The 16,743-nt window shown below is 41.6% G+C and carries 12 protein-coding genes; 1 reads left to right on the top strand and 11 read right to left on the bottom strand.

What is annotated here, in order from left to right; genetic code table 11:
• Positions 1–7 precede the first annotated feature (7 nt).
• From recB to speD, 7 genes are all read right to left on the bottom strand, one after another.
• Positions 8–3,625, bottom strand: a complete 3,618-nt coding sequence (gene recB, locus G3570_RS06895) for an exodeoxyribonuclease V subunit beta (protein WP_165140614.1) — start codon at positions 3,623–3,625, stop codon at positions 8–10.
• Entirely contained in the window at positions 3,618–6,821 is a 3,204-nt protein-coding gene (recC, locus tag G3570_RS06890) for an exodeoxyribonuclease V subunit gamma (RefSeq protein ID WP_165140612.1), read from the bottom strand. The genes recB and recC overlap by 8 nt, the downstream gene beginning before the upstream one ends.
• A 120-nt stretch (positions 6,822–6,941) precedes the next feature.
• Positions 6,942–7,682 carry a DUF1499 domain-containing protein gene (locus G3570_RS06885; protein ID WP_165140610.1) on the bottom strand — a complete coding sequence of 247 codons (741 nt, stop codon included), beginning with the start codon at positions 7,680–7,682 and terminating at the stop codon, positions 6,942–6,944.
• 62 nt (positions 7,683–7,744) lie between these two features.
• Positions 7,745–8,635: an EamA family transporter gene (locus tag G3570_RS06880; protein WP_249066880.1), complete on the bottom strand. Its 891-nt coding sequence runs from the start codon at positions 8,633–8,635 to the stop codon at positions 7,745–7,747.
• A gap of 90 nt (positions 8,636–8,725) precedes the next feature.
• On the bottom strand, positions 8,726–9,574 hold the full coding sequence (gene speE, locus G3570_RS06875; protein ID WP_165140608.1) for a polyamine aminopropyltransferase: 849 nt from the start codon (positions 9,572–9,574) through the stop codon (positions 8,726–8,728).
• 127 nt (positions 9,575–9,701) lie between these two features.
• Entirely contained in the window at positions 9,702–10,214 is a 513-nt protein-coding gene (locus G3570_RS06870; RefSeq protein WP_249066767.1) for a pyruvoyl-dependent arginine decarboxylase, read from the bottom strand.
• Between the two features lie 9 nt (positions 10,215–10,223).
• On the bottom strand, positions 10,224–10,625 hold the full coding sequence (gene speD / locus G3570_RS06865; RefSeq protein ID WP_165140606.1) for an adenosylmethionine decarboxylase: 402 nt from the start codon (positions 10,623–10,625) through the stop codon (positions 10,224–10,226).
• A gap of 312 nt (positions 10,626–10,937) precedes the next feature.
• Here speD and G3570_RS06860 point away from each other — a divergent pair, with 312 nt between their 5' ends.
• On the top strand, positions 10,938–12,923 hold the full coding sequence (locus G3570_RS06860; RefSeq protein WP_165140604.1) for an alpha-ketoacid dehydrogenase subunit alpha/beta: 1,986 nt from the start codon (positions 10,938–10,940) through the stop codon (positions 12,921–12,923).
• A gap of 42 nt (positions 12,924–12,965) precedes the next feature.
• Here G3570_RS06860 and G3570_RS06855 read toward each other — a convergent pair whose 3' ends face one another.
• The 4 genes from G3570_RS06855 to G3570_RS06840 all read right to left on the bottom strand — a co-directional run bounded on the left by G3570_RS06855 (position 12,966) and on the right by G3570_RS06840 (position 16,696).
• The gene (locus tag G3570_RS06855) at positions 12,966–13,229 is read right to left on the bottom strand and encodes a hypothetical protein (protein ID WP_165140602.1); all 264 of its coding nucleotides are present in this window, start codon (positions 13,227–13,229) and stop codon (positions 12,966–12,968) included.
• A 49-nt stretch (positions 13,230–13,278) separates the two neighbouring features.
• Positions 13,279–13,893, bottom strand: coding sequence for a sigma-70 family RNA polymerase sigma factor (locus G3570_RS06850; protein ID WP_165140600.1), 615 nt, complete (start codon positions 13,891–13,893; stop codon positions 13,279–13,281).
• 67 nt (positions 13,894–13,960) lie between these two features.
• Entirely contained in the window at positions 13,961–15,025 is a 1,065-nt protein-coding gene (gene holA, locus G3570_RS06845; protein ID WP_165140598.1) for a DNA polymerase III subunit delta, read from the bottom strand.
• Positions 15,026–15,199: 174 nt separating this feature from the next.
• Positions 15,200–16,696, bottom strand: a complete 1,497-nt coding sequence (locus tag G3570_RS06840) for an asparagine--tRNA ligase (protein WP_165140596.1) — start codon at positions 16,694–16,696, stop codon at positions 15,200–15,202.
• Positions 16,697–16,743 lie beyond the last annotated feature (47 nt).

Genomic DNA, 16,743 nt, shown 5'->3' with positions numbered 1-16,743 from the left:
TAAATAATTACCTCCTCAAATATTCATCAAGTTTATGTATCAAAGAAGAGTCAGGGTGATCGAAATAGATCCCTTCCCGGCCTTGCTTATTGATTCCCCTGATAAACAGATAAAAAGCTCCTCCTATGTGTGTATCATAGCTATATTGCTCTATTGATTTAGTCAGATACCTATGCAAGGCAAGGATATAGAGGTGATACTGCAGGTCATACATGGCTTCCTTGATTTCACTTTCCAGGGCCTCTCTTCGGTACTTATCCGTTTCATTACCTAAATGGTTTGTTTTGTAGTCAAGAATGTAGAATTTGTTATTGAATCGGAAAGTCAAATCAATAAAACCTTTGATATATCCCTCTTCTGACATTCCAGAAATTGTATCGGGTATATGATTGGTACCCCGTATGATCTTAAGTAAGTCCGGGAGTCTGGCATGCCCACTGCTGAAGAAAAACTCCATTTCAGGCATGATATATTCCGGTTCAATGTCCTCCAGATGTAGCGGTCCACCCTCCCCCAAAAGGTTTTTAGATAAGGTCTGTTTGATCATTTTGAAAACTACATCTCGCCACTTTGGATCTATGTCCTGCCGGTTCAGTGCCTCCTCAATGATATTTTCTGCATTCCCGAGATCACCAAAAGAAATTTCTTCGAAGATATGATGAATAGCTGTACCCGGGTTTGGACCCTTTGGAAAGTTAAATATTGTCAGTTCTATTTTTGCAGAACTTTCAGCCACCTCATCGGTTTCATTTTCTAATAAAATATCATAATCAATCTCAAAATCGTCATCACGGTTTTGTATCAGGGAAGAAAAACTTGAGATAGAGTACCCGGCCTTTAATGGAGCCTGGCGTTTAAATAGCCTGGCTTTATCCAGCTTTTCACTGCTAGTATCCAAGAAAAGTTGTTGTTGCCCTCCATCAGCTGAATGACGAAAACTGAAAAGATGATCATGCCTCCTCATTAATTCATTAATGGTGTTTTTAAACACAGTAGTCTCAACTGTTTTTTTACCATTCTTCTTAATGACCCCTTGCAAAGCACCAAAAGCCTTCTCCTGCCCAAGCAGTAAATAACCAAGAGGAGAAAATTCAGATTTTTTGGCATGCACCCAACTGATAAAACATTTTTGTTCCGCACGTGTGATGGCCACATAGGCAAGCCTGACGCTTTCAGCCAAATCTTCCTGTGCCATTTGGAACCGTTTAATGCCGCGATCAGGATCATCTTTACCGTAAAAGTCCAGGTTTACTTTCGTTTCGTTGTTCCGGTCATGATAAATAATAGGTCCACCCTTATCGTCGTATTCAGGACTATGCCATAGAAATGGACAAAAAACGATGGGATACTCAAGTCCTTTACTTCGATGCATGGTTACCACCTTTACGAGGTTTTCATCGCTTTCCAGCCTTAGCTGTTCTTCCTCCCGGTCTTTATCTGTCTCATTTCTTTTTCGTGCCAGCCACTGGAGAAGGCTACGGGTACCAGTCTTACCCTCTTCTTCTTTGTTTTGCAACAATTCTGAAAGATGAATAAGGTTTGTAAGTTTACGTTCACCATCCCCTCTTTTGATAACCTCTTCAGCAATGTTCTCCTCATGCACAAACTTTCTAAACATGTATCCGAATCCGTTATTCTTCCAAGCCTCATGCCACCCATTGAACTGATTCAGCTTTTCAACCCATAACGAATCATCGGCCTCAAATTGCAGCAATTCTTTAGCGTTGTAGCCCATGGCTTTGGTAGCCAATGCCGCACGTACAAACCCCTCCTGTGCCGGCTCAGCAATTGCTTTCAAAATAATTTGAAGATCTTCGGCCTCTTCACTCTTAAATACACTATCCTGACTGTATTGAACACTTTTAATGCCTCTTGTTTTTAATGAATCGCGAATCATATCAGCCTGATAGTGCTTACGTACCAACACAGCAATATCCGCTGCTTCAACAGGCTTCTCACCTATCACAGCACGACCTTCTTTTGACTGACGTAATAGCAACTCTATTCGGGAAGCGGTATCCTCAGCGCTTCTTTGTTCTGCAGTTTTTTTGTTGACGGGGGTATCATCCGTACTGCTATGCAATTCCCTGAATTCAATTGGGATTGCAGGTTCGTCGTCAATATTTAGCCGTTTGTATTTATCGCTCTGTTTTCCCGCTTTTACTGCTGAATAGGGAATATCATCTAGTATAAATGGGTTATCCCTGTAGCTGAATAAATGATTGGTAGCATCGATAAGCTCTGGTATGGATCGGAAATTGCGATTCAGACTATAAGTCCTATCAGAAGGAGCGTCTTTCTTTGCTTCCAAATATGAGTAGATGTCAGCTCCCCTAAAACTGTAAATAGACTGTTTGGGATCGCCGATCATAAATAGTGCAGCTTTTTTGCCTGATTCGCGATAAATGGTTTTAAATATATTATACTGGATTGGATCCGTATCCTGAAATTCATCCACCAGAGCTATCGGATAGGCTCTTCTAAGGCTCTGAGACAACCTTCTCCCCCTGTCACCATCGGTTAGTGCTTCATTCAGGCGTGTCAATAGGTCATCGTAACTAAGTTGTCTCAACTCTTCCTTCTTTCCAAAGAGTGACTTTTTTAGGTGTTTAAACAGATCCAGCCGGAAGGTGATATCGTATTTATTTAGCGTTTCTGCGATATCTTTAAATGAATCGGCTAACTCAAAAAAAGGATGATTGGGTGGGCTTTTTCCTTTTTTTATACTGGATTTCTTTAGACTATCATCAATGACTGACTGTGTAAACTTTCTAAACTGGTCAAACAGTTCAATGGGCGCAACTTCAGAACTTATCCATTGATCCATCTTAGCCACCCATCCCTCCAACCATCCGGTTCGGTAATTACTGAGATGTCCCTCATCCAGCATTTCAAAAATCTCTTTTCTGGATCCTTCCCACTCTTCTTTCATCTGCTCGAAAATTTCTGTTAAGCGAATCAGACTTTCTTCCAGGTTTTCAGGTTCGAACTCTTTGGGATAGACATTTAAATAGGGTTTTCCTACGTATGAAGAGAATTCCTGAGTTAGTACGTCGGGATTAAACCCTTTATCCATTACAAATTTCAGTAAGGGCCTATATTCCCTTTTATCAGTAGTTCTTCTGACGAACAACCGCCAGTAATCATCAATAACTTCACGTATAATCTCTTTATCGTCTCCTATGAGCTCTGCATCAAACATTGCTCTGCTCTCAAAAGCCTGTTCCTGCAAAGCCTGGAAACAAAATCCATGTATCGTATAGATGGCTGATTCATCAAAAGATCGAATGGCTTTCTTAAGCTTTTCTACTGCAGTCTCATGATCAACGACCGTTTCTTTTAAGTCAATTAAAAAATCATCGTTTAGAGGATTTTCATTTTCCAGAGCAAGCACAGATTCTCGAAGTCGCGACATGAGTCGCTCTCTTAGTTCCTTGGTTGCTGCCTCTGTGTAGGTAACGACCAGAATATCCTTGACTGCAAGGTCCATTTCAATAAGTGAACGAACATATATAGAGGCTATATTGTAGGTTTTTCCTGTACCGGCACTCGCTTCAATAAGATGAATTCCTTCAAGAGGGATATCAAAAACATGTAGTGGATTCTTGCCCATCATATTATGCATCTTCCGTTATCAGATATGAAAAGTAAGGCTTCCAAAAGCGTTCTGAATTATCCATGAATATATTGCTATCCAATGGATTAGCATCTTTCATCAAAAGCTTATTATAAGGGTCGTCTCCTTCTTTTGGATAAGGTGTATAGTTATTCTTCCACTCTTTTGAGGCGTTATCTAAAGCTTTTTCAGCATCGTTACCTGATACAAATAAATTATCCGCGTAGGTATAAGACGTATCCGGGAAAAAGAATATATTCGCTCGCAGTCCTTTGTGATATAATTCCAGCAGATCCGACAATGTACTTTTGTAATCCTCTACAACAGGCAAAAGCACGGATCTCACTCCTTCCTTATTACTGTATGCATACATTTTACTTGTGCCCTTATGATTCATCGGTATAGTTTCCTGGAGCACGAGATGTTTAATCCATAATTCTATCTGCTCTTTGGAACGCATTCTTCCGAACCGATAGAAAATCTGTTCTTCTTCATATACATCCTGCAATTTCCCGGTAATTCTGAAATCTCCAATTTCAAAATCAACTTCAATGGCTTCCAGTTTCTTCTGATCAAATATTTCTCCTATTTCATCAATGAAAAGTTTTACTTCAGACGATTTTTCATAATAGGCTTCTTCACCCGGAAACCCATCGGGAAGAAATGAAGTAGATTCCGCAACTTTTTTAAAAGCCTCCAGTGATTGGTTATTTATGTTCCGATTAAGCAACTCCTGTCCCAACTTGTACCCTTGTAACCCGTCCAGCTGAAATGGTTCTCGGTCTTCATCCAGGATGTTATCCCGTTCTAAATAGATTCCAAATCGATTCTGTAACAGGTATTTGGCAGGATGCTGGAAGAAACGCACTAACTCGGAAACCGACACTCTCAAATATTCTTCGCCCGGCTGAGGCAATTCAGTATCAATAAATGGCGGACTTTCACCATCTGAATGCAACAGTTGGTTAGCAACGGTACGGTTTGAGGAGGAATAGCTGAAAATTCCCGCTTTTCTTTCACTTCTAAAATATTTTGGACTAAAGGACTGTAGCGGATGCTTTGTGATAAATTCTTCTTTCTTGAGATCGTAAGCATCCTGGAAATAATCCTGCAATTCTCTCAGTACTACGGAGGGAGGAAACTCGGTATCTTGCAGATTGCTTTGTCCGGTATAACTGATGTACAACCAATTTCTTGCCGCCAATATAGTCTCCAGAAAAAGTTGACGGTCTTCATCACTATGCGAGCGATCACCAGGCCGGGGACTTTTATTTATAAGGTCAAATGCCATCGGCATTTTAGAGCGGGGAAATATTCCATCGTTCATCCCAAGCAGACATATGACCTTTGCGGGAATATTGCGAAACGGTATCATAGAGCTGAAAGTAACACCTTTACTACTTCTTCCTCCCCCACTCTTCTGTTCTTCCAATTCCGAAATGAGATAATCCTGAACAACTTTAAAAGGTATTGTTTCACTGAATCCGGAAAGAGTTTCCATTTCCTCTAATTTTTCCAGCTGATTTCGTATCCGCTGGGCAGCATGGAAGTAATCTTCATCCTCCGGGATAAAGTCAAATATCCATGATCTTATACGTTTTGCCCACTCTGAGACGGATTTAGCTTCCTTAATATCATCGTGAAATTTGAAAAACAGCGACATTAGCTTGCTGAACCTACCGGCCAAAAGGGCATCCTCTGATCTTTCTATTTCTCTATAAGGAAATATCCCTTCAAAAAGACGGTCATCATCTTCTTTCATAGCGTAACCGAGCATCATTCGATTAATTCCTGATCGCCATGTAAAACTTTCCGTTTCAGGAAGGCCAATTTTTCCTTTGGAACTTTTATCTATACCCCACCGAATGCGTGTATCATCAATCCAGCGTTCCAACGTATTTAGATCATCCTCGGTGAATTGAAACTTATGCTGCAGAGGTTTCGAATCCAGCAGATCTAAAATCTCAGTAACTTTGAAACGACTATTTACAAGCTCCAAAAGTTTGACCACAGTTTGGGCAACAGGATGTAACCGGCCAATATTCTTTTCGGTTAAATGGAAGGGTATTTCGGGTAAGGATTCTTCAACCGTATCAAAAACGGCTTTGATTTCGGAAGCATAGGATGCGAGGTCAGGAGTCAGAACCAATATTTCGGATGGATTCAGGTTTTCATCCTCTTCAAGCATACCAAGTAGTTGATCATAGAGTACCTCCACTTCTCTCCTTGCACTATGGCAAGAGTGAATACTTAGAATATGTTCATCAGTGCTATCGGCTTTATCTGTATCATATCCCAGCAGGGAGTTTTGAAAGCTAGCTAATAACGAATGGTGAGTGTCTCTTTTCTTCCTTCTGTCTAAAATTTTCGGTTCAATTTCATATTCGGTCATATAAGATTTTAATAGCGAACGAAACTCCTTACCTGTTTTCCCCATCGATTCATAAATGGGATGATCACCCCGCCCTGCAGGCTCCAGAACATAAAAGTAGACATCCGTTAGTCTTGAAAGTTTGACTAAAATTCTGAGGTAAATAGGCGGCATGGTGGAAACACCGAATACCGAGATGCGTTGTGGAAGCTTTTTTAAATCTATAATATCTGCCTTCAAGCCTTTCAAAAGCTGCTGCTGAAGTTTTGCACGATGCTTGTGCTCGGTTTTCGAAGAACTGCTCCAATATTCCATCAGATTACGCCACAAATGGGCTTGCCATCGCTCTTCCCGGTAATCGGTGACCGATCGCCCCTTCTCCCAAGAGGTAAGCATGGTAGGCCTATAAGTAAGGTACTGATCAAAGACGTCGGCAATACGCCCAGCCAGTTTCCATCTACGCATTTCTCGCTTTACAGGATCCTCTTCTTCTACATATTCATTTAAAATATCGAGTTCTTTATCATCCTCATTTCTCAGGATATTTAATAAAGACCACGTCATAGGAAGGCGATCTGAAGGCAAGGTATCGGGTATATCAGAATTCACCATTCTGATAAGATTCCAAATGCGTTCAGCCGGAAACTCAAAACTCATGTTAGCCGCTATGCCATTCTCTTCGGCCATATAGAGAGAAAGCCAATGAGCCATTCCGTGATTCTGTACAATAAATATCTCCGGTGAGAGGGGATTCTGCAGAGGATCGGCATCAAACTGTTTAAGCAGTTCATCTACAAGATCAAATAAATCAGTACCGCTGCAGTATGTAAGCATTGGTATTCGGGGTATACACTTTTGGAGTTAGTTCAACTTTTAGATTACTCTCTAAAGACAATTCATAGGAAAATAATCCAGGTGATTACCTTCCTCTCACTGAAAAAAAACGAGTAAGACTTATTCCTTTTCAATCTCTGCTAAATAGCTTTTTATCCTGTCGGCATTCACACCCAAGTCACCTCTGCCAACTCTTGAGACGGACCTAACATCGATTTTACTTCCGTTGTCAGTAGTATCCACCCTGATTACCACATCATCAATAAACCCAAACCAGGGTAATTTGTGAAAGGCTTCGATACGTAAATCTTCTTTACTTTGTGCTACAATTTCCCATGGCATCTGTTGTGCTGCTATGAGCGCCTTGTCATAAGCCTCAGCAGGTGCAACTTCCAATCTCATAGTCTCTAAGCCGTCATAAAATGCCTTTTGGGCTTCCGCTATTTCCTCTCCGCCATACTCTGTCTTGTTAGGAGCATCGGCACGTAATGGAACAATAGCTTCAAATTCGGGTGGGTTTTCTGTATCCGTTGTTATGTCGTGAATCGGAGGATACCCCTTCTGAATCTCCAGGTACCAGTACCCAAAATTTCCCAATACAGCGAGACAAAGAATGACCGATGCATAAATCATCCATGATCCTTTATAAGCTTTGCTCGATTTGCTTTTTCGAATGCCATATACAATAAGCAAGATAAGGCCCAGTAAAGCTGCCAAAGCAGCACCGGGAATCAATCTCTGAAATGCGAATCCCAATTCCCACCAGCCCCACTGGTACCCGTAACCCGAAAGCAGAAACATCAATGAAGCGATAATGGCAAGAATAAAAGAGGCGACTGATATTTTGGAGTAGGACTTCATATAAATGACTAAGATTATCTGTTGACAAATATGGTATGCAAATCACTTCTGTTTCACAAACCTTATGGCGTTCTCGCGACAGTTTTTCTCTTTTTACCTTTGATCTGCAATATAATGACGGCCGAAATAATCAGAAATATGCCCACTATTTGAAACCCGGTTAGAACTTCATTAAACATAAACACACCTAAGGCAGTGGCAATAACCGGTTCCATAGTAGCTGTAATAGATGCTTTTCCACTCTCTATCATAGACAAACCTATGGTATACAATAGATAAGCTAGTACAGTTGGAAAAAGTCCTAAGCCAAGAATTGTTATCAAAATGTTTGGTGAAAACAAAAGGGTACTATCTAATGTCAAACCGCTTGTCGGAAGTAACGCCAATGAGGCAAATACAAATGTATAGGTTATAATGGTGATCGGTGGATGTTTACGCAAGGCGACTTTACCGAAAATAGAATAGAGCGCATATCCAAATCCGGAACCCAGACCAACCAGTACGCCATAAAATGAAATGGTTTTGTTGCTCAGTGGAAATAGTTGAATTACCAGCATGCACCCTACTGCCGTAAAAAGTAAAGCAATAATTTTGGGGTAGTTAAAGTACTCTTTAAAAAAGATACGCGATAATAAGATGACAAAAGCCGGACCGGTATAGAGCAACATAACCGCAATAGACAACGAAACCTCCTGAATTGCTGTAAAATAACACCAATTGAAAAAAACAATGCTCATTATGCCGGTACCTGCAAAGACAGGGGTATCTTTCATGTTAATCTTAAGAAGTTGAGCATCTGAGATGAGTAAATAAGAGACCAACATTATGGCTGCCGATACGACTCTAAGAGTAACGATTTGAAGAGACGTGAAACCAGCATTCGATAATTCATGAATAAATATACCTATGATACCCCATAGTGAGGCTCCGATTACAACTAATACATATGCCAGCTTGTTTTTCAGAGTTGCAATAGGTTGAAGAATTGGATTTTAACAGTTCACATTGGCTCATGCACTGTCATAATGAAATATTGAAGAAACCTATATAATATCCTTTACAAAATTGGGCAGTGCAAAACAGCCACTATGTATCTCTTCGTTGTAATACCGAAGGTGAGAACCGAAGCGGTTCATACCACTTTTGACTCTTTCAATTACCTCCCCGTCTTTTGGTTCAATGCCTTTACTGGCGTATGCAAAAGACCACATCCCAGCCGGGTACAATGGTATAAATGCCAGATACATCTTAGATACTTCGTATATGGCGTCAAGAGCGGTAAATACGCGGTTCATGCTACTGTGGTAACCTTGTACCCAGGGGCTTTCGGTTTGAGCCGTTAGAATACCATTTTCGGCCAGCCCGTCATAACAAGCCTGAATAAAATCTTTCTTGAATAGGCCTTCAGCGGGACCAACCGGATCTGAACCATCAATGATAATTACATCATAAGGTTCCTCAATATTCTGAACAAACTTAATTCCATCCTCAAAAAGGACGTTGAGCTTTGGATTTTTCCAGTCACCGACTTCAGGAAGAAACTCTTTTGATGCTCTTACAACTGTCTCATCGATTTCAACCATATCAACCCTTCTTACAGAGTCGTGGCGAAGTACTTCCCTTGCAGTCCCCCCATCCCCACCCCCTATAACTAATACTTTCTGGGGATCAGGGAGCGCAAACATGCCCACATGGCTCAGCATTTCATGGTAAACAAATTCATCCTTTTCCGAGAGCATGACCATGCCATCAATGGTCATCAAATTTCCCCAGGTATCGGTCTCATATACCTCCACCTGTTGAAATTCAGATTGCTCTGAAAAAAGCAATCTATCAACACCTACCGTTAAGCCGGTTCGTTCGTTGTAGTATTCGTTATAGGATAAAGGCATGATGCTTTAATGCAATTTATTTGTAATCAGTGGTTTAGTTGGCTAACCTTTAAATTCAAGTCTCAAAATGCAGAAGGCAGAAGGTAAAGTTAAATTTAGACCTGCATCCTGCATCTTGAATCCTGATTTACTCATACCAGAGCACTGCTGCGGCAAAAGTCGCTCCACAGGTTTCCACACGGTGTTCTATTCCAATTGACTTGATCTCCCTTAGTTTCCTGTTCCTATAATCAAAAGCATCGACAACCATTTGACGAACAATATTCTCCACGTTATCCAACTTGCTGTGATCTTCAAACTCCATGATTACACCCGGTTCCGTTTCATCTTCGGGAATACCAACTGCGATGGCAGAAGAGATATATCGTCCCGGCGTGGTTGAGTCTATAGTAGCATAGGCTAAGGGTATAAGTCCACCTTTAGGCAGGTCAAGATCATCAATATTTTTTTGATTAGCACCCGGTGGCAGAATACTGCTCATACGCATAAGATTAGTGTCGCCTACCCCGGCATTTAATAATGAATTATCAAAAGCATTTAGCCTTGTTCTTCCCTCTGATGCCCCTCTTACTAATGCAAATACGTTAGGGGTATTAACCATCATAAATTCCTGCATACTTGTCTGTGGTGATTCTTTCATTGGCCTCAATTAGTTGGATGATACTTTTTGTGGTTTAAATAAAAGTCGCTGTCCCGGTTGTACTTTAAACAGTCCTCTTTTCATCTCCATAGAGGAAATATTTTTCGATTCAAAAGCCTCTTTGAGATATTCCTGTATCACCCATGGGTCTATGGTATCACCACAGGTGAAAATATCCACCGCTGCGTAGTTGTATTCGGGCCAGCTGTGAATGGTGACATGGGATTCGGCAATTACTACCACACCGCTGATCCCATGAGGACTGAACTTGTGAAAGTTGTGAGATATTATCGTTGCTTTTGACTTTCTGGTTGCTTCCAGAAAAGCCGATTCAACAAAAGAGACGTCATTTATTTTATCAGAGTCACAATCATAAAATTCAACGAGAATTTGACGACCAAGTGCTTCCATTTATTAGGTATTCCTCTACGGTATTAAGTGAAATTGAATTATCTGCTCAAAATTAAAAATGCGACCGAACCAACCATTATTTTAACGGTTAAGTTGATGTCGCATTTGCCAAATCATCAAAACATTCAGGCGATCTAAATATGAAGCAGCTAAGTGATCCAATGCATAAAGTTGATATAAAAAACGGTTACTACTTCTATGAAATTCCTTTTGGATACGATCTTTAAAAAAATGATTTTATCCATATTCTACAAGAACGCGCATATGAAAGTATCACAGAAATATAAATTACAACATTTTGCGAAATAATTAATGATTCAACCTCAAAAAAATATATCTGATAAAAAAGCTCTATCTCTATATCGTGATCTACTACTCCCCCGCCGCATCGAAGAAAAAATGTTGAATCTGCTTAGGCAGAATAAAATTAGCAAGTGGTTTTCAGGGATCGGACAGGAAGCAATTGCGGTGGGTATTGCCAACGTGCTTCATGATGAAGATTACATTTTACCCATGCACAGAAATCTTGGGATATTTACCACGCGTGGAGTGGATTTCTATAAACTATTTTGTCAGTTATTCGGTAAAGCCGATGGGTTTACAGGAGGGCGAGATCGCTCTTTTCATTTTGGGGATATGGAGCATCGCATTTCAGGAATGATATCGCACCTTGCCGCAACCATGCCGATTGCAGGCGGTCTCGGGTTGGCATCAAAACTAAAAGAGAACAATTTTGTTGCTTTAAGCTTTTGCGGTGACGGAGCTACCAGTGAAGGCGATTTTCATGAGGCATTGAATCTTGCCGCTGTATGGGAATTACCGGTCATATTTATTATTGAAAACAATGGCTATGGACTCTCCACGCCTACCAGGGAGCAGTTTGCCTGCGAGAGTCTGGCTGACCGTGCTGTGGGATACGGAATGAATGGAATCAGCATTGATGGCAATAACCTATTTGAAGTGATGGATACCGTGGCGCAGGCCCGTAAAGATGCCTTAAAAGGAAAACCCACACTGATCGAAGCAAAAACTTTCAGGATGCGAGGTCATGAGGAGGCATCAGGCACCTTCTATATACCTGATGAAAAATTTGAAAAGTGGAAAGAGAAAGATCCCATTTCCCGTTACGAAGAGTGGCTTTTAAAAAATGAAATAATTGAAAACAAGGAGCAATTTGAGGAGCTAAAGTCGGAAATCGATCAACTCATATCTGAGCCGCTTCAGAAGGCACTTGAAGCCGAAGAACCAAGGTTTGATCGTGATAAGGAACTGTCTGATGTTTATACCTCATTTAAACCCCAACCTTCTAATAAGAATAAGAGTACGGTTTCTGAGAAAAGATTTGTTGATGCCATCCAATTTTCCCTGAGAAAGGCTTTCGAGGAAGATGACAGTTATATCATGCTCGGGCAGGATATCGCTGAATATGGAGGAGTATTTAAGGTTACAGAAGGATTTGTTGATCAATTCGGCAAGCAACGAATACGTAACACGCCTATTATTGAGTCCGGTGCTATTGGTTGTGCTATCGGTCTTGCACTGGAAGGATTCAAGCCGATAGTTGAAATTCAGTTTGCTGATTTCATTTCCTGCGGCTACAATCAGATCGTTAATAACCTCGCCAAAGCTCATTATCGCTGGATGCCACCGCTGAATATTACCATCCGCGCTCCTCATGGTGCCGGTGTGGGTGCCGGGCCCTATCATTCAGAATCTACCGAGGGATGGTTCATGCAACATCCCGGCTTAAAGATTGTTGTTCCCTCCACTGTAAAAGACGCTCAAAATCTACTTTACAGTGCTCTTCAAGACCCAAATCCCGTACTGTTTTTTGAGCACAAGAAACTCTATCGCAGTATTCGTGAGACTACCCCTGATGATTGTAAGGTAGAAGAGCTCGGAAGAGCCCGGATCAGCAGAGAAGGCAACCGGGCCAGTATTATAAGCTATGGCATGGGTGTACACTGGGCTTTAGAAGTAGCTGAAAAGTACGCAGATAAAGGAATAGAATTGGAAGTGGTAGATCTAAGGAGCCTTGTTCCGCTTGATATGGAGACCATCAAAGAAACCGTTGCAAAAACACACAAGGTGTTGCTGCTGCAGGAACCATCTCAAACATTGGGACCGATGAGCGAGATATCCTCATTAATCGGAGAGGAGTGTTTCGAGGATCTGGATGCACCAATTATGCGCTGCTCATCATTAGATATGCCAATACCATTCAATACCGAACTGGAAAAAGGCTACCTGGCTAATTACAGGTTAGAGGAAAAGCTGGAAAATTTACTCGCTTATTGAGTCAGTTCGAGTTTCCGTAGCAGACTGTTGAATAATCTCTTGTTATTCTATTTCAATCAGGTTCTCTTTCTCTTGAGCTATTCGCTTGGCCAGTTTTTCTTCGAAGTCGTTAGCCGCTTCAACCTTATAATGATTTCTTAGAGACTGACGGCCTTTCTTTGCTTTAACAGCAAATGTCCTCACGGGATCAGAAAATTCCAGATATTCATTGAACACTAGAAGCTCAATCCCATCCAGATTGCCATCCGAGAAATCTATAATAAAATCGTTAAGCTGACGATCATGTGCGTAGTCAACGGTCTCCATTTGATAAAGGGTAATACATTAACAGGTAATTGTATACCCTCTTACTTCACTACGCGGAAATTGTTTCAGGATAAACGTAACTTTCCAATAAATCCTGCAATTGTGCCCTCCCACGGTTTATACGGGACTTTACCGTACCCATTGGCAGGTCGGTAATTTCGGCAATTTCGTCGTAAGCCAGCTGCTGCACATCACGAAGTACTACGACCTCTTTAAAATCATCACTGAGCTTATTGAGGGCTTTTTCAAGATGATCCATGCACATTTTCTCATGCAGAGAGTCATCTTGCAGAATATCGTTATCCTCCAGTTTCATCGGGCGGTCTTCCGGATCACTGTCATCCTTGTGGATGGTCACCGTCGTCATACGCTTTTTCTTTTTGTAAAGGCTTTTTGCCAGATTAAGCGCAATGGTATACATCCAGGTGGAGAATTTAGCTATTCGCTCGTAAGAATGGCGGCTCCTGTATACTCTTAGGAAGGTTTCCTGTACCAGATCCTCGCAATCCTGGTGATCGTGAGTATAACGGTATAGGAAGTTGTGAAGCCTGTCTTTGAAGCGTGAGACTAGAATATTAAATGCTTGTTCGTACCCTGCTTGAAAATATTCCATTAGATCTTCATCGGAACATTGTTGCAACTTTTTCTTGGAAATAGATTCCATCTGTGAGATTCCCTGATTAACATATTGCCGTTATAGTTAAACGGGGTCACCAACGTATTTTATTAATTCAGTTGATAATCCGTTTGATCATCAGGAGAAGAATCGTTGCGGGGTCCATTTTAGTAAAGCCTTTCGCAGCTCTGTCTGCATCAAGCAGTGCCTCAAAAACAACCGGCATATCATTAAGTCTGTAGTATGAAGCGTCTTCCCACAGCTTGTTGAAGTACCAGCTGTTGTTAATTCCCATGGAGTTTTTGACCTGTTGTTTTGTATTACCCTGGGAAATAAGACGGCGAATCTGCCAGATGTTTGAGAACATATTGTAAAAGAACCCCACGGATCGAATAATTTCTCCCGTGTCTGCTTTAGATTGTTGCAACATCTGTTCCGCAATGAAGAGGGAGTTTTCAAGATTGCGTTCAATGAGGGCGTCTTTTAGCTCAAACACCGAATATTCGCGATATAGGCCAATAACTTTTTTTATGTGGCTCTCTTTGATGGATTCAGAAGTGTCCACAAAAGTACACACTTTATCTATTTCTGTGGACAGTAGCTGTAGATTGCTGCCTACATACTGGGCCAGCATCTGTGCGGCAGCAGGCTCAATCTGTTGTTGATAATGGTCTTGCACCCATTCCAGGATCCAATCCGGAAGGCGATAGTCGGGCACTTCCTGGAACTCATAAAGCTTGGCTTGTTTGCTGCTATTGATAGCTTTGCCAAGCTTTGTTCGACCTGATGGTTTTTTTGAGTCAAAAAGTACCAGAAGGGTGTTCGGATTTGGCTGTTCAAAATAAGGCAGAAAATCATCCAGTCCCCCTCCTGTTCCGGTCTGGTTGTAGGAACTAATATTAAGGCTCAGAAAATCCCTGACAATGACGATGCGTTTGTCGGCCATCATCGGGTAGCTGCGTGCAATGCCTAGCACCTGTTCAGGTGTTTTATCACGCGCATAAATTATATCGAGATTGAAGTCTTTATGCTCAGGAGGCATTAATTCTTCAACATGTTCCTGCATTTTGGCCAGGAAGAACTCCTCTTCACCGCAATAGAAATAGATAGGCTTGCGGCTTTCAGACTTAAGGTCTTGCAAGGCCTCGTTATAAAGTTCTATGCTCGTTTTTTTAGCCAAATTGTTTAAATAGCAAAATTCAAATTACAAATGACAAACAAATCCTAAATTCCAATTTCTAAACCAAATTGTAATGATATACCTTTTAAAGCATTCAATATTGAAGCTTTGAATTTGTTTGTGCTTTCTCCAAAGGATTGCCTTCGGCAGGGTTTTGTTCTTTTGAAATTTCTTCTAGGGTGTTAGTCTTCCCATCATGCGGGGAAATGGAATAGTTTCTCGTACGTGGCTGATTCCGCATAACCAGGCAACGGTTCTCTCCAGGCCAAGTCCGAAACCGGAGTGCGGCACGGTGCCGTATTTGCGCAGATCCGTATACCAACTAAAAACATCCTCAGGAAGATTATGTCCTTTTATACGCTTTTTAAGGACTTCCAGGCTATCCTCGCGTTCACTACCACCGATGATCTCACCATACCCTTCCGGTGCAAGTACGTCCATAGCTAAGGCAAGCTTATTATCTTCAGGGTCCCGTTTCATGTAGAAGGCCTTAATCTCTGCCGGATACCTGTGAACTATAATTGGAGTCTCATATTTCATGGTGAGAATTGTTTCGTCACTTCCACCGAAATCCTCTCCCCATTCAAAGTTCAGGGCCGACTGTTTCCAGGTAGGGATATTTCGCAGATCTTCCTCAATCTGGTCAACCCTGCCTGCGATCTCCTTGATACGCTGATCTATCTGTGCTTTTCTCCACTTTTTCGCCGACCCATGTTCTTTCTCAATTTCCTCACGCTCTTCCATCAGTTCTTTGCGCTCTTGCTTTCTGGATTCCGCCATTTCATCCAGCATTTGGGCCGTTTCTTCACTTTTAAGGGTTTCTACGGCTTCACTGTACGATATGCGTGGGAAATCATCGGAAATGGTTTTCTCAAGATTTTCGGTATCCCGTTCCAAAATTTCCAGTTCTTCAGAACGGCGTTCCACTACCTGCTTTACAATAAATTTGATAAAATCTTCCGCGAGGTCCATATCCATGTTCAGGTCATAAAAAGCCATCTCAGGTTCTATCATCCAGAATTCTGTAAGATGCCGGCGTGTTTTGCTTTTTTCAGCCCGGAAGGTAGGACCAAACGTATAAATCAGTCCGTGAGCCATCGCCATTGCTTCACCATAAAGCTGCCCTGACTGAGTCAGATACGCTTTTTCATCAAAATATTCGGTTTCAAAAAGATTGGTGGTTCCTTCGGCCGCGTTTCCTGTAAAGATGGGAGCATCCATTTGAACAAAACCACGCTCCTGAAAAAAAGTATGGATGGCATATATAATCTCATTACGTACCCGCATTGCCGCCCACTGCTTCTGACTGCGTAGCCACAGGTGTCGATTCTCCATCAAGAATTCAACGCCGTGTTCCTTAGGGGTAATGGGATAATCTTCGGCGACCTGAATAACATTAATATCGGACACCTGGAGTTCATATCCCCCGATGCTGCGTTCGTCTTCAACGACCTTACCGGTAACTTCCAGCGAGCTTTCTTGGCGAAGGGTGTCGGCCGCTTCCCATGTATCTTCACTCACATCATCTTTTGAGACAACACACTGGCAGATTCCGGAACCGTCGCGAAGTTCCAAAAAGTATAGATTTTTACTGCTTCTGTAGTTATACACCCAGCCTTTTAGGGTTACCTCTTCATCGACATGCTCGGAAAGTTTGTTTATATAGATCATTTTAAATCAAAATATACTGTTGTACCACAGAGAACTACAGAGAAGTT

Source organism: Halalkalibaculum roseum (genome assembly GCF_011059145.1).
GTDB classification, from domain to species: domain Bacteria; phylum Bacteroidota; class Rhodothermia; order Balneolales; family Balneolaceae; genus Halalkalibaculum; species Halalkalibaculum roseum.
Note: the sequence above shows the minus strand (reverse complement) of the source record. Positions and strands in the feature narration are given on the sequence as shown.